The following is a 17,345-nucleotide window of genomic DNA, read 5'->3' as shown; positions in this document are numbered from 1 at the left end:
CGTTCCTCCCTTACGCCTTGACGACGTTGACCATGAAGGCCTTGGTTTCGGGGATACCGGTATTCGGATCACCCACGGACGGAGTAAGGATGTTGGCCGAGTCGCCGCCGTCCTTTGGCCAGCTCCAGCCGAAGTGCCAGGGCAGGCCCACCTGATGGACCTCGGCCCCCGCGACGGTGAAGGGCTTGAGCCGCTTGGTGACGATGGCGATGGCCCAGATGGCCCCGCGCACGGATTCCACGCGGACTCTCTCGCCGTTGTCGAATCCCCGCATCTTTGCCAGTTCCTCGCTCATTTCCACGAACACCTGCGGTTCCGCCTCAAGGAGCCACGGACAGTTGCGGGTCATGACGCCCGTCTGCCAGTGCTCGGTGACGCGGTAGGTGGTGCCCACGAACGGGAACTTGGGATCGCACACGGCCTTGTGTTCGTTGTCGAAGGCCAGGGCCGTGGGGTTGTGCAGGGTCTTGGAGAACGGATGTTCCTTGACCGGGCATTCCAGGGGTTCGTAGTACTCGGGGAATGGACCGTCGGCCCGGCCGGGGCCGAATATCTGCCCGAACCCGTGCTTGCGCATGATGAAGGCGTACTTGGTGCCGGGGGCCCAGCCGCCGTCGGGCACGTCGCCTACCCACTTCTTGGTCTCGGGATTCCATTCGATGACCGGCTTGTTCGGAGCAAAGGGCTTGCCTTGCAGGTCCACGGAGGCGCGATTGTACAGGATGCGCCGGTTGACCGGCCAGCACCAGGAGAAGTTCGGGTAGAGGCCGATCTTCGCCTGTTCGGGTGTCTGGGCCAAGTCGCGCCGGGCGGCCATGTTGCCCTTGTCCGTGTATGAGTTGCAGTACAGCCAGTTGCCGGAGGCGGTGGAACCGTCGTCCTGCAGGAAGGCGAAACTCGGGACCTGCTGTCCCTTCTTGTACTCCTTGCCCTTGATGGTCACATCGCGGGTGAAGAAGCCGTTGATGAGCTTGGCCGTCTTGTGCGGGTCGAACACGCCGTTTGTGGCGATGCCGTCCCAGGTCAGCCGGGTGATGGGGGCGGAGTGGACGCCGCCTTCCTTTCTGTACAGCTTGCGTACCTCTTCCATCAGTTCATACATCAGGTCGCCGTCCGGCTTCTGGCCGTTGGGCGCGTCGGGACCTTTGTAGCGCCACTGCATCCAGCGGCCGGAGTTGGTAACGGACCCTTCCTTTTCGATGGACACGGCGCAGGGCAGGAAGAAGACCTCGGTCTTGATCTTGGTGGGATCCTGATTCGGTCCTTCCCAGAACCAGCCGGTCTCGTTGGGGAAGATGTTGACGTTCACCAGCCAGTCGAGCTTGCCGAGGGCCTGGCGGTTCTTGCCCGCGTTGGCCCCGGAGCAGGCCGGGTTCATGCCCCAGGAGAGCAGTCCCTTGAACTGGCCCTTGTCCATCTTGTCGAACAGGGTCAGCCAGGAATACTCGCTCGCCTTGAGGGAATCGAGGCGCGGCAGGTAGTTGTAGGCGGTGGCCGGGTCGTCATCCTGCCACATGGACTTGAGGAGGGACGCGGAATACTTCGGGAAGTTCTGCCACCAGTTGGCCGACTTGGGGTCGTTGGAAACCGGGGTGCGTACCCTGTTGTATTCTTCCAGGGTGGGCTGGGACGCCAGAGGCGTGCCGAGGTAGCCGGGCAGAATGTGGTAGAGCAGGCAGTGGTCCGTGGAGCCCTGGACGTTGGATTCGCCGCGCAGGGCGTTGACGCCGCCGCCGGCCACGCCGATGTTGCCCAGCAGCAGCTGGATCATGGCCATGGTGCGGATGTTCTGCACGCCCACGGTGTGCTGGGTCCAGCCCATGGCGTACATGATGGTTCCGGCCTTGTCCGGCTTGCCGGTGGCCGCGAAGGTCTCGTACAGCGTGGTCAGCTCTTCCTCGGACATGCCGGACATGGAAGAGACCTTGTCCATGCTGTAGCGCTCGTAGTGCTTTTTCAGCAGCTGATACACGCAGCGGGGATGCTTGAGGGTCGGGTCCTTCTGCGGATTCCCGTCCTTGTCCATGGCAAAGGCCCACTTGGACTTGTCGTAGGACCGGGTCTTGGAATCGTATCCCGCGAAGACGCCGTCCTCGAAGTCAAAGGAATCGCCCACGATGAACGAGGCGTTGGTGTAGTCCACCACGTACTCGCGGAAGATCAGGTTGTTGTCCAGAATGTACTTGATCATGCCGCCAAGCACGGCGATATCCGAACCGGAACGGATACCTGCATAGATGTCCGCCTTGGCCGAAGTTCTGGTGAAGCGCGGGTCCACGTGGATCAGGGTAGCGCCCTTTTCCTTGGCCCGGGTCACCCACTTGAAGGAAATGGGATGGTTTTCGGCAGCGTTGCTGCCCATGATAAGCACACAATCACTGTTCTGGATGTCGATCCAGTGATTGGTCATCGCGCCGCGTCCGAACGACTCTGCCAGAGCCGCGACTGTTGCGCTGTGTCAGATACGTGCCTGATGCTCTATGTACACCAGGCCGAGGCTGCGGAGCATGGTCTGGTAGGCCCAGCACTCCTCGTTGTCCAGGGCGGCGGAGCCCAGGGAGGCGATGTTGTCACACCGGTTGACCACCTGGCCCTTGGCGTTGGTGGTGGTAAAGTCCGAGTCGCGGGTGTCCTTGATCCTGCGGGCTATCTGTTCGAGCGCCCAGTGCAGGGAGACTTCCTTGAATTCCTTGGAATAGGGGGCGCGGTACAGCGCGGACTTGGGGCGGCGTTCATTGCCGCTCAGCTGCCAGATGGATGCGCCCTTGGCACAGAGGGCGCCCTCGTTGACCGGATGGTCCGGGTCGCCTTCCACATTGACGGCCTTTCTGTCCTTGAGGGACGTGTTTACGAGCAGACCACAGCCAACGGCGCAGTAACAGCAGATCGACGTGGTCTGTTGGCTCCATTGCGGTGACATGGCCGTCGCCCTGTCGACGGTGGTCGACTTGGGTGTGCAGCCGATGCCCAACCCACCGAAAGCCGTTGCGGCGGCAGCGGCGGCGGAGAGCTGGAGGAACTTTCTTCGATTGGTGTTCATTCTACCTCCTGGGTTGGGGGCGCGTCAGCGCCCTCGGATCTCGCGGCCCTGGGCCACGAGCAGTCCATAGCCGCCGAGGTGCCGCATGGCGTCCCGGGTGGGGCGGGTAAAGACGGGCGTAGTTACATCGTTGCGATGAATCTTCGGCCGCATCCACCGGCTTGCCACCCGGACGGACGCCATGGACATTCCCAGCCCGGCAAAAGGCATGGGGGAGGAGGCTATGGTCCGGTTGTGTGATGTGCGCATCGTGCGTACTCCTTTTCCACTTGTTACCCGTTATGGGAAAATGCGGGGAAGCGGGCAATGATATCGGTCTTCTCCCGAGTCCTACACAGCAAAAATACAATGTGTTATTTACAACATATTAATTTAACTATCTATTCTTTATGCCAATTTTGGCATAATTTGTTTTCTTTACCACGGTTTGGCACCTGCTGGGCCAGCATCGGCAGGCTATTGCCGCAAGGCAGGCCCGGGGAATGAGCTGTGTGGAATACGAATGGCGAGAGGCAGGTGGACTGCCTCTCGCCATTTACTCCACAGTGCAATATCGAGAGAATCTTTGCGCCGGTGCCTAGATCAATTGAGCCGCATGCAGGGTCTTGGCCCCCATGTTTTGCATGTCGAGCAGGTTGGCCTCGTGAATGGCCGGGGTCTGCGCAGTGATGGCGTCCTCTATCAGCACGACGTCATAATCATAGGCCAGGGCATCCATGGTGGTGGCGCGGATGCAGTTCGGCGTCTGGACGCCGCAGATGACCAGCGTCTGGATGCCGAGCCGGGTCAGCATCAATTGCAGATCGGTCTGGAAGAAACCGCTGAACCGGGTTCCCCTGACGATGTGCTCGTCTTGCCGGGGAGCCAGCTCCGGGAATATTTCCGCCCCCGGTGTCCCCTCCACCAGAAAGGGGGTTTGCTCGAAGAGTTTCATGCGGAAGCGTTCTACATCCACGCCGCTTGCCCGCTGTACCCTTTTTTTGAAGATGACGGGCAGTCCGGCCTGCCTCCAGGCGGCGAGCACCTCACCGATGGTGGGGATGATGCCGGAGACCGTGGGGACCATGGCCCGGCCGTCGCATTGCATGTCGATGATCAGCAGGGCGGCGTTTTTCGTGAGGCGGGGGAAGGCATGTCCGGATTCATTGTGTACAGTTTCCATTGTACAGACTCCATTTGCGTTGCTTGAAAGGAAGGCCGCCCGCCCGCAACGGCAGCGGGGAGATGCGGCGGCAGTTTTGCGATATGGAGAATGCGCCGGGTGGGGCGGGAAAGTAAATTGCAATGATCGCAAGCAATCATTGCGGGAAATGCAATCCGGTCAGGCTGGCTGGAACATGCGGTGCACCTGCCCCCGGAACCAGCAGTGGGCAGCGTCGGATTCGAACCTCGGGTGCCAGGCCATGGAAACGACCAGCGGCGGCGTGGTGACCGGGAGCGGGAAAGTGAACATGCCGCGCCGGGCCTCCCGCGTGAGCCGCTCCGGCATGGAGGCCACCAAGTCGGAAGCACGCGCCATGAGGATGGCGTCGGCAAAGGTTGGAACCGCTATCGGAACATTTCGGAACAGTCCCATGGCCTCCAGGGCGGTATCCAGCGGGCCGCGCAGGAGTCCCCGGCGGGAAACCGAAATGTGCCGTGCCCCGGCAAACCGCTCCGGCGTCACGGCCTGCTCGGCAAACGGATGCTCGGCCCGGACAACGCCGATGAAGCGATCCTCAAACAAGGTCTCGTTCAGCAGCTCAGGCCCTGTCCCACTCAGCACGCCGATGTCGAAGTCCACGAGTCCTTCCCGCAGGTCATCGACATTTTCATCACCCTGGGCCAGGAAACGGAGTTTAGCCAGAGGGGCCTGGCGTGCCATGGCTGAGGTCAGGTCCAGCCCGAACGCGGCCACGAAGCTGTCCGTGGCGCGGATGGTGAACACGCGGTCCAGCCTCGCCATGTCCAGAGCCGCGTCTGATGCAAGGAGGGAATGTGCATTTTCCGCAATCTCCCGAACCAGCGGTCGCAGGGACTCGGCCTTGGCAGTGGGGCACAGCCGTTGCCCCGCCCGTACCAGAATGGGGTCGTCGAACAGCAGGCGGATCTGGCTGAGGATACGGCTCATGGCGGAGGAGCTGATATGGAGCCGTTCCGCCGCCGCTGCCACGCTCTCTTCTGCCAGGAGAACATCCAGGGCGATAAGCAGGGAAAAGTCCTTGTAGTGCATCGGGCGGAGAATTCTACAAGCCCAGCGGAAAAGCAAGAGGTCTTGCCTGCTGGAATTCAGTACCGGGATTGAGGCTGCGGCGCTATTCCTCGGAGGGGGGCAGAGCGCGGATGTAGGCTGCAAACCGCCCGATCAACGCGCGGCTGTTGAACCGGAATACCCGCTCCTTCATGTGGAGCGGAAACCGCTGGCAGAATGGCGCATTTGACATTATTCTCGCAGGGCACTATTTTTTTATTTTACTGCTAATTTTTTATCGAAGAGGAGCAAACGATTTGGTCAGGAAAAGCGATTCATCCCGATCGGTGGTGCAGCGGTTCATTCCTTTGGTCTCCTTTCTGGGTACTTTTTTCGGCGAGAATTGCGAGGTGGTGCTGCACGATACCTCCGCCAAGGAGAAATCCGTGCTTGCCATAGCCAACGGGCATATTTCCGGGCGCAGAGAAGGGGCTCCACTGACGGATCTGGCCCTCAAGTTCGTGGTGAACAAGGAGTACGAAAAGCAGGATTGGGTCATGGGGTATACCACTCGTTCAAGTGATGGCAGACCTCTTCACTCAGCCACGTATTTTATTCGGGGAGACAACGGAGAACTGGCCGGAATGATGTGCCTGAACATGGATACCTCGGAGCTGATGCAGGCCAGGGATCTGTTGGACAAGGTCATTGCCGCCGCCGGTATCGAGTCTGCCAAGGCAAAGGACGTATCCATCAACGCGGCGCACACCGAGACTTTTTCCGGCTCCATGGAAGAGTTGACCGAAGAGCTTATCCGCCGGGTGGTGTCGGAGGCGCACATTCCTCCGGAGCGTATGACAACCGCCGAGAAGATGGGGGTCATGTCCATTCTCAATTCGCATGGGGTGTTTCTGCTTAAAGGGTCCATTCGAGTGGTTGCCGAGCATCTTGTCGCATCGGAGGCCACTATTTATCGCTATTTGCAAAAGCTGAACGAACAGTAGCCTTCTGTAATCATATATTTTTTTGAACCGGCACATCCCCGCCACAACAGTGGGGTGTGCCGGTTTCGCTTTGGCTTAATAAAATATTATCAGTCTGTGATAATATTTTATTGACGCAGTCCATTTTTCTCATTACAAAAAAATTATTGCAATGCGAAAAAAACGCATAGCACACGATAACCCTTTTAAGGATAAGGAGATATACCATGCCCAAAGCTATTAAAAGCGATAAAGCCCCAGCTGCCGTAGGTCCGTACTCACACGGATGTGAGACCGGCGGCTTAATCTTTACTTCGGGACAACTGCCCATTGACGCGGCAACCGGTGAAATGCCGGGTGACGCCGCCGGGCAGGCGAAGCAGTCCCTGGAGAATGTCCGCCACACCCTTGAGGCGGCAGGCTCGTCCATGGCGAAAGTCGTCAAGACGACCGTGTTTCTGAAGGACATCGCCGACTTCGGTGCTGTCAACGAGGTGTACGCTTCCTTTTTTGCAGAGCCGTATCCGGCGCGCAGCTGTTTCGAGGTAGCCCGTCTGCCCAAGGATGCGTTGGTTGAGATCGAAGTCGTCGCGGAAAAATAGCAACTGCAAAGCGCACCCGCTTCAACCGGCCGTTGCGCTGGGTCGTCAGGCCCGTCGGGACGGCATACCAAGGTAGGATATAAGCCATGTCATCCAAGAGCAGATTCGGAGAGTTCGGACTGATCTTCAAGCTCGTGTTCGGTATCATCGTTGGCGTGATTATCGGCCTGATGGCCAATGAAGCCGTCATGAACGTCGTTATCACCGCGAAATACGTCATGGGACAATTCATTTACTACACTGTCCCATTGGTTATCATCGCCTTCATCGCCCCGGCCATTACCAATCTTGGAAGCAACGCCAACAAAATGCTCGGTGCGGGAGTAGCCTTCGCCTACATTTCAGCCGCCGGAGCTGCGACTATGGCCACCGTGGCCGGGTACGCCATTATTCCGCACCTTTCCATCGCCACGCAGGTCGCGGGATTGCGCGAACTGCCCAAGGTGGTTTTCCAGCTCAGTATTCCGCCCGTCATGCCGGTTATGACCGCCCTGGTGACGGCTGTGCTGCTGGGTGTCGCCACCATCTGGACCAACGCCCGGACGTTCCGGGCTGTTCTGGGCGAGTTCGAGAAAATCATGATGCAGGTGGTCATCCGCATCGTCATCCCCGTGCTGCCGTTCTTTATCGCCGCCACTTTTGCCGGTTTGGCCTATGAAGGCAGCCTGACCCGTCAGCTTCCCGTGTTCCTGGAGGTCATCCTGATCGTCCTGGTGGGCCACTGGATCTGGCTGACCTTGCTTTACACTGTGGCTGGCCTCATCTCCGGCCGCAACCCCATTGAGGTTATCAGGCATTACGGTCCCGCGTATCTTACCGCCGTGGGCACCATGTCCAGCGCTGCCACTCTGCCTGTCTCCCTTGAATGTGCAAGCAAGTCCAAGGTGCTCAGCAAGGATACCGTGGAGTTCATGGTTCCCCTCGGAGCCACCATTCATCTGTGTGGATCGGTGCTTACCGAGACCTTTTTTGCAATGACCATTTCCATGATGCTTTACGGGCACTTACCCGCAGTCGGCACCATGGTGCTCTTTGTCCTGCTCTTCGGCATCTTTGCCATCGGCGCTCCCGGTGTTCCCGGCGGCACTGTCATGGCCTCCCTCGGCATCGTGGTCGGTGTGCTGAACTTCGACCCGGCGGGCGTGGCTCTGCTCCTGGCGGTCTTTGCCTTGCAGGACAGCTTTGGAACCGCCTGCAACGTTACCGGCGACGGGGCCCTTGCCCTTATGCTCGAAGGCCTGTTCAACCGGCACGGCGAGCTGAGTGCAAGCCGCCGCATGGAAGAAGCCGCCGCAGAGGGGCAGTTGCAGGTTGAGCACGAACACGTGCGGAATTAACCAACGCAACAGGAGAGTTGCATCATGTCGAAAAATGATTGGCCTCGATACAGATCCATCATCAATAAGGAAGTGGTGCCCGCCCTCGGCTGCACCGAACCGATAACCATATCCTTGGCAGCTGCCCGTGCGACGGAGACGCTGGGGGTGCTTCCCGAACAGGTTACTGTTCGGGTGAGCGGCAACCTGCTTAAGAACGGCATGGGCGTGGGTGTTCCCGGCACCGGTGCCACCGGCCTGGACATTGCCGCGGCCGTGGGCGTCACCGGCGGGCAGTCGGATCTGGCGTTGGAAGTATTGCGGGATTTGACTCAGGAACAGGTGGATCTTGCCCGTACGTTGTTGGACGAAGGCAGGGTCGACGTCGGCGTCGCGGACACCAACGAATTGTTGTACGCGGAAGTGACCGTGGCTGCGGCTGGTGAAACCGCCCGCTGCGCCATTGCGCGCGAACACACCTCCATTGTTCTGGTGGAGCGGAACGGAGCTGTCCTTCTTGATGAGCGGCGGCCTTCGGCTGCGGCAATAAGCGAGGACTGGCCTATGACTGTCCGCGAGATCTTCGAGTACGCCACCGAGGCACCTCTGGAGGATCTTGAATTCATCCTGGAGGCCGCGCGAATGAATGAGGCCGCCGCCGCTCTGGGGCTGAAGGACGACTGGGGCCTTCGGGTGGGGCGTTCCATGGAAAAAGACCTGGAAATGGGTTTGCGGTCGGATGACATCATCAATTATGCCACCAAGCTGACCGCCGCAGCCGCTGATGCCCGCATGGAGGGAGCCCCCCTGCCCGTCATGAGCAATTCAGGCAGCGGCAATCAGGGGTTGACCGCCACCTTGCCCGTGGTTGCCTTCGCCCGGCGGCGGGGAGATTCCGAAGAGGCGTTGGTTCGTTCCCTGATTATGAGCCATCTCACCGCCATCCATCTCAAGCACAACCTTGGCAGGCTCTCTGCGCTTTGCGGCGCGAGTCTGGCGGCCACCGCCGCTGGCTGCGGCATCGTGCTGCTGCTCGGCGGGGGACTCAAGGAAGTGGAGAGCACCATCCGCAATACCGTGGGGGATGTCGCGGGCATGATCTGCGACGGTGCCAAGACTTCCTGCGCACTCAAGGTGGCTTCCTGCGTCGAGGCCGCCATCAATGGAGCCTTCCTGGCCATGAAGGGGATTTCCATTCCCGGACGGGACGGCATCGTGGCGGACGACATAGAGGCCTGTATCGGCAATATCGGTCGTCTGGGTTCCGTTGGTATGGTCGAAACCGATAAGGTTATTTTGGACATCATGACCAGCAAGACACGGGTACCAACCGCCAAGGCGGTTTAATCACCGTTTTATGGTGAGGGGATTTCTCTCACCCCTCATCCCCAGCGGGAATCGGCCAAGGCCGGTTCCCGTTTTTCGTTTGAGAGCACCGGTAGTTATTGTCCCGGCTGCGGTGGGGCGCGGCCTATTCCACCGAGGGAACCAGGGCGCAGAGATAGGCCGCCAACTGGCCGACCAGCGGCTTGTCGCGGTTGTTGAACCGGAATTCCAGCTCCTTCATGTAGAGCGGGAACCGCTGGCAGGAGATGCCGCGGAAGCGCTTGATGCGATCCCGCGCAAACTCCCAGAATTCGTCGTTGACCGCGTCGATGTAGGGCAATTCGTCGTAGCGTCGGATGACCTCGTAGGGCAGGGATTCGTTGCCGCAGAACATGAGAGCGTCGTAGTCCTTGTATCGGTCGGTGTAGACGAGGTTGCCGGTGCGGATGAGCTTCAGGTGGAAGTTCATGTGGAAGTGGAACAGGGTCTCTGCCTGGAACCCGGGCACCAGATCGATGAAGACCATGTCGTCCCGGCGCAGGATGCCGTAGACCGGGATGGTGTCCATGCGCATCTCTCGCGGGCCGCCGGTGAGGCGGTTGCCGTTGAGGTAGGAGTCCAGTCCCGTGGCCGAACTGATGAGCTGGCGCGCGTCGATGGCGTGGGCCAGGATGGCGAAGCGCATGGCGGTCAGCGCCTTGTAGACGGTGTTGTAGGAGAGTCCTATTTCCTCCTTCATCTGGTGGACGGACTTTTCCTCGACGAACATGGTGATGAGCTGAAGCCACTCGGCAGGGCTGAGGGCGCCGTTGTTGATCCAGCGGCAGGAGAAGGGCTGAAAGGTGTATTTGCAGCCTGCGCAACGCAGCCTGTCGCCGGAAAGGGTATAGATGCGGTGATTGCCGCAGCGGGGGCAGAAGGGGTCTCCCGTGGGCCATGCCAGGTCAAGGAGATAGGCGCGGGCCTTTTCCTCGTCGTGGAGCAACGACCCGAAATCACGGGTGTTGTCAGGGAATCGGACTGTGGCGATCCGCTTGGCGGTGTCTCGATGCATCTCCGGCATAGTCCCTCCGGTCAGAATCCCCAGGCTGAAAGTGTTGCCCGTTTGTATCCCTGCCCTGCGGCGACATAGTCGAGGGCCAGGGAGTCCAGATCATCCAGCACCGGTATGGCAATGCGGTCCAGCTTGCGAAAGTCCAGGGTCTTCACATAGGTCTTGCATGTTTCGCAAACGTCCACGCGAAACCCGGGCTCTTCGTCCACCGTGAAAAAAGTCAGCTTTTTCTGATCCTCCTCGCCGCAGACCGGGCAGGCGATGCGCTTGATCCGGTAGTCGTGCCGACAGAACGAACAGGTGGCGCGGCGGAATCCCTCCGTCTGCTCCAGCGAGGAAATGAGGGGAAGGCTGCCGCACAGCGGGCAGGTGCCCACGGCCGGGACCTTCATTTCCGGCAGCTTGTCGGCAAGCTCGTCGGCAGCCGCCTCTATGGACGGGCTGAGGGCGGCAAAGGCGAGGAAAGAGAGCGTCTTGGGCGCGCCGTGGGTGCGCTCCGCCCAGGGGGCGAAAAAGGCGTGGTCGTCGCGCATGAACCGTTCAAAAAGTTCGGAAGGAACCAGAGAACCTGATTTCACGGCCTTGGCAACGGCCTTGGCGCCGTCCGCCAGAGGGCCTTCGCCCCGGCTGACCAGCTCCAGGAGTTTCCCAAGAAGCTGTTCGGCCTGTTTCGCATCATAGGGGAACCGCTCGCGGCCGACGAGGGGGGCGCCCTGAATGACCGCTTCCATGGAAGCCAGCTCGCTGTCGCCCGGCAGGACGACCTCGGCCTCAAGACGGGCGGCAAGCTGCAAATGGGCCACTGCGTCAAGCAGATCGATGATCTCGCCCGAAAGATAGGATTTGGTCCTGAGCTGCGCGAATTTTTTGTCCAGACGCCGTTCGGCGGTTTCCATGTTGAAAGTCATAGTCAGTCCTTTTTGGATTTCCCAAGATGGAAAAATACTAGGTGCATAGACAGAACATGCCAAAGGTCTGACACTTACTCAAGGTTTGACACTATAACTTGTAGTAACCCGATTTTATAGGCTATTTGGTTGTGGCATTATGCCAAGTTTGGCATATTTGTAAAAATATGTGGCGCGAATTCAAGGTGTTCCGCAAATGTCATGATTTTAATTTTTTACGTGAACATTGGCGGAAAGGACGCATTTGGGCCCAAAGTCGGAGCAGGGTGCGTCAGTATCCGATGATGCGCCCCTGGTCATTGTAGACCCAGAAGCTGTCGCGGGAGACGTTGCCCACCAGGGTGATGCCGGTCTTTCGGGCCAGCTCCACCGAAAAACTGGTGGCAACAGCGGTGGAAACCATGATCGGCACGCCGATGCGGATGGTTTTGAGCAGGATTTCCGAGGCCACGCGCCCGGTGGAGACGATCATCTTGTCGTCCACGGCCACGTCGTCCAGAAAGCATTGGCCGCAGATCATGTCGATGGCGTTGTGTCGGCCGATGTCCTCGCGGAAGAGAAGCATCTCGTCCGGTGTGCAGAGGGAGGAATTGTGGCAGCCGCGCGTGGCGTTGTAGAGGGTTGAGCGCTCGTGCAGCTCTGCGGCGCGGGCCAGAATCTGTTCCGGCGTGACGCGGATGGTGCCGGTGACGACGCGCTTGGAGATGGCGGCCACATTGCGGCCGAAGTTGGTGCCCTTGCCGCATCCCGAAGTGATGGACCGTTCCATGGTCCGTCCTTTCCACGGATCGTGGCAGGTTTCCACATGGACGATGATTCGCTCGTCGTTCTCGTTCACGTTCAGATCGGTGATCTGCTCCGGTCCGGAGAGAAACGCATCGGACTTGAGAAAGCCGATGGCGAGGTAGTCAGGGTACTTGGCCGTACACATGAGGGTAACGACCTCGCGGCCATTGAGCACGATGGTTAGGGGCACCTCGCGGATGGCCCGAATGGGAGTGGGGCTGAATCCCGACTTGTATTCCCTGATCTCGTAGTCGAAGCTGTCCATATCGCCTCCGGGCGGGGAGTTGGGCAAAGGCCCGTCCGCCTGTATGCGAGGAATAGCCAACCCGGCCTCCCCGATGCAACGGACAGGCTTTTGCCCCGGATTTTACACTGGCCGGGGCAGGAAAAGAACTAACGCAACTTCGGCGAAACGAGCACGGCGGCCACGTCCATGACGTTGGTCCGGGTGGGACCGGTCTTCAGCAGGGTGCCTGCGGCATCAAGAAACGTATAGGCGTCGTTGACATCCAGGGCGGCGCGGGCCGCGTTCAGCCTGTCCGCCACGGCGGTGTCCGGCAGGGCCAGTCCTCCGGCCGCGTCGGTCGGGCCGTCGGTGCCGTCCGTTCCCAGAGAGAGGGCGGCGAGCCGTTGCCCGGTGGCCCCCAGCGCGGCCAATTCCAGCGCGGCGGCCAGTGCGAATTCCTGATTGCGTCCGCCCTTGCCGTTGCCCCGGATGGTCACGGTGGTCTCGCCACCGGCCAGCAGGCAGACGGGACCGGCGATTCCCTTTTTCCCCTCGGCGTACTCGGCGGCCAGTCGGATCATTTCAGACGCCTTGTCGCGAGCCTCGCCGCACAGGGCCGGGTCCACGATCACCGGCTCGTAGCCAAGCTGACGCGCCGCATTGGCCGCACCGTTGAGGGCCATGCCGTTGCCGGCCACGATGACGTTGCGCACTCGGGCGAAGCAGTCGTCAGTCGCCTTGCAGGTCTCGCCCATTCCGCCTTTGCATCCGGTGCTGATCAGTTGTTCCACGCTCTGCGGCACCTGATGGCAGAGCCGGTAGCGGTCCAGGATGGCCCGGCAGTCCGCATAGGTGGAACTGTCCGGGGCCGTGGGGCCGGAGGCGATGACGTCCAGGTCGTCGCCCACCACATCGGAAATAATCAGGGAAGCCACCGTGGCCGGGGCCAGCGCACGGGCCAGCCGCCCGCCCTTGAGGCGCGAGAGATGCTTGCGCACGGCATTGATTTCGTGGATGTCCGCGCCGCAGGCCAGCAGGCAGCGGGTGGCTTCCTGCTTGTCGGCCAGGGTGACGGGCGATTGCGGAGCCGGGATGAGGGCGCTGGCACCGCCGGAAATAATGCAGAGGACAAGGTCGTCCTCGCGGGCGGATTCGGCCAAATCCAGCAGTCGTTCGGCACCGCGCACGCCAGCCTCGTCCGGTACCGGATGGGCCGCTTCCAGCACTTCGGTCTTAACCAGAGGCAGGCCGTGGCCGTATTTGGTCACTACCAGCCCATGGTCCAGCCGGTCTCCCAGGATGGATTCCATGGCCTCGGCCATGGCCGCCGCCCCCTTGCCCGCGCCGAGCAGCAATACGCGCCGGTAGCGGTTCAGGTCATAGGTCTCGCCGTCCACGGTCAGCCGGTCGCCATCCAGCCGGACGGCGGCCCGCAGGGCTGGGCCGGGGGAAACCGCGGCCACCGCCTGTCGGGCGATGGTCAGCAGTGCTTCGCGCTCTCTTTGGTATCCGGGCATGTCTAGTTGTCGTAGATTTCCGGGTTGAGGCAGGTCTCGGGCTTTTCGCCTTTCAGCATGGCCAGCATGTTGCGCACGGCCAGCACGGCCATGTCGGCGCGGGTCTTGGCCGTGCCGGAACCGACGTGGGGCAGGACCACGGCGTTGTCCAGCTCCGCCAGGCCGGGGGCCATGGCCGGTTCGTTCTCGTACACGTCCAGTCCGGCACCGGCGATCTGTCCCTGGCGCAGGGCTTCCACCAGAGCGGCTTCGTCGATTATCGGCCCACGACCGGTATTGACCAGAATGGCGCTGGATTTCATCCGGGTAAATGTTTCGGCATTGAAAATGTGCCGGGTGCCCTCGGTGAGCGGGGCGTGGATGGAAATGAAATCGGCGCGCTCCACCAGATCGTCGAAGGAGACCAACTCGGCCCCGAGTTCCTTGTCCAGGGTCTCGTTTCGGTGGCCGGAGCCGGTGGTGTAGATGACCGGCATCCGGAACCCCTTGGACATCATGGCCGCCGCCGTGCCGATGCGTCCCGCACCGACAATGCCAAGGGTTTTACCGGTGACGCCCGTTCCCAGAAACTGGAGCGGTCCCCATCCCTTCCACTTGCCGGAGCGCATGGTGCGGTCGGCCTCGACCACCTTTCGGGCCACGGCAAAGATCAGGGCCCAGGCGCATTCCGCCGTGGCGTCGGTCAGCACGTCCGGGGTGTTTGATACCGGGATGCCCCGCCGGGTGGCTTCGGGGACGTCGATATTGTCGAACCCGACGGCATAGTTGGCAAATCCTTTGAGTTTGGGCGCTGCGTCGAAAAATCCCGCGTCCACGCGTTCCGTCAGTAGGCCGATAACGCCCTCGCAATCCGCTATCTTGGCCAGAAGTTCGGCGCGGGGCAGCGGGCCGTCCAGGAGATTGACCTCAACCTCGGCGACCTCGCGCAGCATGTCGATGCCTTCACGGGGGAGGTCGCGGGTGACGAATACTTTGGGTTTGCTCATCATATGCTCCTTGCGGCTTAGCGGATATTGTGCTTCTTCATGAACGGGCCGTACTGGGCGTCGGTGCCCATGATGTGGTCGACCAGCCAGTCCTTGAGGAAACGCATGATGTCCAGTGAAACGGTAGCCCGCCCGGCGCTGAGGTCCTTGCGGAAGTTGACCACCTGCTCGACGAATTGCCGGTGAAGGGCCTTGTGCGACTCGGTGTTCGGGTAGTGAAACTTGTCGAAGATCTTTTCCTCAAAGTCGAAGTGGACGGCCACGTATTCTTCCAGCCCCTTGACGATATCCATGAGGACATTCTGTGACTTGCGTTCCTTCATGGCCGTGTTCAGCTGGTTGATCATCCGGACCAGCTTCTTGTGCTGTTCGTCGATGGAGTTGATGCCCACCGAGAGCTTGTCCGACCAGACCATGAGCTGGCCGCCGCCGTCCAAGGAGGCTTCACCTGCAGCCATCTTCTGGACCGTGGCGTCCAGTTCGCTGACCAGGGCGGTGATGCTGGCAAGGTTCTCGGCCGAGCGGCGCATCCCTTCGGCGGAATCCGCCGCGATGGTATTGACGTCGCTCACCGCGCGATTGATCTCCTCGGAGGTGGCGGACTGCTCTTCGGACGCCGTGGCAATGGAATCCACCTGCCCGGCGGTTTCCTCAACGATGGCCACGATCTCCTCCATGAACCGTCCGGCTTCGTTGGAAGCCTCGGTGGAGCGGGTGATGTCTTCGGCCGCGGCCTCGACCGCCTTGACGTTTTCCATGGCAGCCTCCTGAATGGAGATAATGACCTTTTCCACTTCCTTGGTGGCGTCCATGGTCTTTTCCGCCAGCTTGCGCACCTCGTCGGCAACCACGGCAAATCCTCGTCCGGCCTCGCCCGCGCGGGCCGCCTCGATGGCAGCGTTCAGGGCCAGGAGGTTGGTCTGGTCCGCAATCTCGGTGATGACGCCCAGCACCTTGCCGATGGACGAGGCCTGCTCGCCCAGCCGGTGCATGGTGTCCTTGAGGTCCAGAATGCGTTTTTCGATCTGGCCGATGGAGGCAACGGCCCTGCGGACACCCTCGGCTCCAGTGGTCGCCTTTTCATGCGATGCCGAGGCGTTCACCGCCGCGTGGGAGGCGTTGCGGGCCACTTCGGCCACGGTGGAGTTCATCTCTTCCATGGCGGTGGCGGTTTCCATCATGCGGTCGTGCTGTACTTCCACGCCGCGCGCAACCAGATCCACCTCGCGGGTCAGTTCGTTGACGGCGTCCAGGGCGCGGTGGGAAATATCCTCGGCCTGGGAGGACGCGTTTTGCAGTGCGGTCAGCAGCTTGCCCACATGCTCCTCGCCCGCGCTGGCCTGCTTCATGGCCTCCTCCGCTTCCAGGCTCTTGGCGTGAGCCTGGTGCGCCTGCTCCTGCGCCTCGGCCGTGCGCTCGCGCATCCCTTTGATCATGGTCATGATCGTATCGGCCAGGACTTTGAGCTCATAACGGGTGGAGGTGGAGAACTTGCGGTCCATGTCGCCCTCGGAAACGCTCCGGGCAAAATTCGCAAGCTGGTGCATGGGGGCGAGCAGGACCCTGTTGAGCATGAGCAGGACGAAGACGCCGAGCAGGCAGAAACCCACTGCCATGAATATGATGAAATGCATCGCAGTGGATGTCGCGGCGTCGATGCGTATCTGGACGGCCTCCCGAGGCTCGGCCAAGATGTGATAGCCGAGGATCTGTCCCTCCTCGTCTTTTTGCGGCACGGCTATGGCGAAATAGTCGTCGTTGATCTGATAGCGGGCATGGATCAGGCTGGAAATGTCGAGGGCGGAGAGTGCATCGCGAATCGCATCGGAATAGCCTTCCCCATCGGCCGGGATCAGGCCGTCGTAATCGGTTTTTCCCAAAAGCTTCGGGTGTTCGCTGGCGGCTTCTGGCGTCAGCAGCAGGGCATAGTCTATGTCCTCGTCGGCAAAGTCGCGGGCGACTGCTTCGGATTCGGCAATGACGGCGGCGGGAGATGAAAGCTCTTCCTTGCCGAGGCGTAGCGAGATGTGGCTTTTCAGTATGGCCGCATGTTGGGTGCAGATGTCTTTGGCCATCGTATCAGATTTATATATATAATAGCCGAAACACGCGGCAACCAGCAGAACAATGAGAATGCCGATGCGAAGGGCCAGAAAATTGCGAAAGGACGTTGACATGAAGTGCTCCGATAAGGGGAATCTTTCGAAAGGAGGTTGTTGGACACGGTCTTTTTATTCGAACCGCTGCGGGCGCGCCCGTACGCCGGATAGCAACACGTTTAATCTGTTTTGTCTAGTACCACAGCCTGCTAGGCCCTTGGAATGATTTCCTTGCGAGCCGTGGCTTCCGGCGTTTTGTAACATGTCACGCAAGCGTAACAATCGGCTCATTCTGTTGTAACAGTCATTATCTAATCTCGCATCCAACCAAC

At 60.4% G+C, this 17,345-nt stretch carries 14 protein-coding genes; 4 read left to right on the top strand and 10 right to left on the bottom strand.

Annotated features, from left to right (window positions below):
• Nucleotides 1-10 precede the first annotated feature (10 nt).
• The 4 genes from fdnG to ACI0FG_RS13080 form a co-directional block, all read right to left on the bottom strand.
• Nucleotides 11-3,040 carry a formate dehydrogenase-N subunit alpha gene (gene fdnG, locus ACI0FG_RS13095; protein ID WP_419785442.1) on the bottom strand — a complete coding sequence of 1,010 codons (3,030 nt, stop codon included), beginning with the start codon at nucleotides 3,038-3,040 and terminating at the stop codon, nucleotides 11-13.
• A gap of 24 nt (nucleotides 3,041-3,064) precedes the next feature.
• On the bottom strand, nucleotides 3,065-3,289 hold the full coding sequence (locus ACI0FG_RS13090; RefSeq protein WP_419785441.1) for a hypothetical protein: 225 nt from the start codon (nucleotides 3,287-3,289) through the stop codon (nucleotides 3,065-3,067).
• Nucleotides 3,290-3,617: 328 nt separating this feature from the next.
• Nucleotides 3,618-4,202: a cysteine hydrolase family protein gene (locus ACI0FG_RS13085; protein WP_419785440.1), complete on the bottom strand. Its 585-nt coding sequence runs from the start codon at nucleotides 4,200-4,202 to the stop codon at nucleotides 3,618-3,620.
• Nucleotides 4,203-4,361: 159 nt separating this feature from the next.
• Nucleotides 4,362-5,252 carry a LysR family transcriptional regulator gene (locus ACI0FG_RS13080; RefSeq protein WP_419785439.1) on the bottom strand — a complete coding sequence of 297 codons (891 nt, stop codon included), beginning with the start codon at nucleotides 5,250-5,252 and terminating at the stop codon, nucleotides 4,362-4,364.
• Between the two features lie 275 nt (nucleotides 5,253-5,527).
• Between ACI0FG_RS13080 and ACI0FG_RS13075 the strand changes: the two genes are divergently transcribed.
• From ACI0FG_RS13075 to ACI0FG_RS13060, 4 genes are all read left to right on the top strand, one after another.
• Complete coding sequence (locus tag ACI0FG_RS13075) at nucleotides 5,528-6,214, top strand: helix-turn-helix transcriptional regulator (RefSeq protein WP_419785438.1); 687 nt, start codon at nucleotides 5,528-5,530, stop codon at nucleotides 6,212-6,214.
• Between the two features lie 206 nt (nucleotides 6,215-6,420).
• Nucleotides 6,421-6,795, top strand: coding sequence for a RidA family protein (locus tag ACI0FG_RS13070; protein WP_419785437.1), 375 nt, complete (start codon nucleotides 6,421-6,423; stop codon nucleotides 6,793-6,795).
• 86 nt (nucleotides 6,796-6,881) lie between these two features.
• Nucleotides 6,882-8,132, top strand: coding sequence for a dicarboxylate/amino acid:cation symporter (locus ACI0FG_RS13065; RefSeq protein ID WP_419785436.1), 1,251 nt, complete (start codon nucleotides 6,882-6,884; stop codon nucleotides 8,130-8,132).
• Nucleotides 8,133-8,156: 24 nt separating this feature from the next.
• Nucleotides 8,157-9,458 (top strand): serine dehydratase subunit alpha family protein, encoded by a 1,302-nt coding sequence (locus ACI0FG_RS13060; protein ID WP_419785435.1) that lies wholly within the window; start codon nucleotides 8,157-8,159, stop codon nucleotides 9,456-9,458.
• A 124-nt stretch (nucleotides 9,459-9,582) separates the two neighbouring features.
• On the opposite strand, the gene ACI0FG_RS13055 is transcribed toward ACI0FG_RS13060, so the two are convergent.
• The 6 genes from ACI0FG_RS13055 to ACI0FG_RS13030 all read right to left on the bottom strand — a co-directional run bounded on the left by ACI0FG_RS13055 (nucleotide 9,583) and on the right by ACI0FG_RS13030 (nucleotide 17,091).
• A complete protein-coding gene (locus tag ACI0FG_RS13055) occupies nucleotides 9,583-10,491 on the bottom strand; it encodes a transposase (RefSeq protein WP_419788393.1) in 909 nt (302 codons plus the stop codon).
• 20 nt (nucleotides 10,492-10,511) lie between these two features.
• Nucleotides 10,512-11,399: a formate dehydrogenase accessory protein FdhE gene (locus ACI0FG_RS13050; protein WP_419785434.1), complete on the bottom strand. Its 888-nt coding sequence runs from the start codon at nucleotides 11,397-11,399 to the stop codon at nucleotides 10,512-10,514.
• Between the two features lie 271 nt (nucleotides 11,400-11,670).
• On the bottom strand, nucleotides 11,671-12,450 hold the full coding sequence (fdhD, locus tag ACI0FG_RS13045) for a formate dehydrogenase accessory sulfurtransferase FdhD (RefSeq protein WP_419785433.1): 780 nt from the start codon (nucleotides 12,448-12,450) through the stop codon (nucleotides 11,671-11,673).
• A gap of 128 nt (nucleotides 12,451-12,578) precedes the next feature.
• The gene (locus tag ACI0FG_RS13040) at nucleotides 12,579-13,928 is read right to left on the bottom strand and encodes a glycerate kinase type-2 family protein (protein ID WP_419785432.1); all 1,350 of its coding nucleotides are present in this window, start codon (nucleotides 13,926-13,928) and stop codon (nucleotides 12,579-12,581) included.
• Nucleotides 13,929-13,930: 2 nt separating this feature from the next.
• A complete protein-coding gene (locus ACI0FG_RS13035) occupies nucleotides 13,931-14,914 on the bottom strand; it encodes a 2-hydroxyacid dehydrogenase (RefSeq protein ID WP_419785431.1) in 984 nt (327 codons plus the stop codon).
• A 17-nt stretch (nucleotides 14,915-14,931) separates the two neighbouring features.
• Nucleotides 14,932-17,091, bottom strand: a complete 2,160-nt coding sequence (locus ACI0FG_RS13030; RefSeq protein WP_419785430.1) for a bacteriohemerythrin — start codon at nucleotides 17,089-17,091, stop codon at nucleotides 14,932-14,934.
• Between the last annotated feature and the right edge of the window lie 254 nt (nucleotides 17,092-17,345).

Source organism: Pseudodesulfovibrio sp. 7M6, assembly GCF_050058625.1.
In the GTDB taxonomy this organism is placed as follows: domain Bacteria; phylum Desulfobacterota; class Desulfovibrionia; order Desulfovibrionales; family Desulfovibrionaceae; genus Pseudodesulfovibrio; species Pseudodesulfovibrio salinus.
This window is presented reverse-complemented; position numbering and strand designations above follow the sequence as displayed.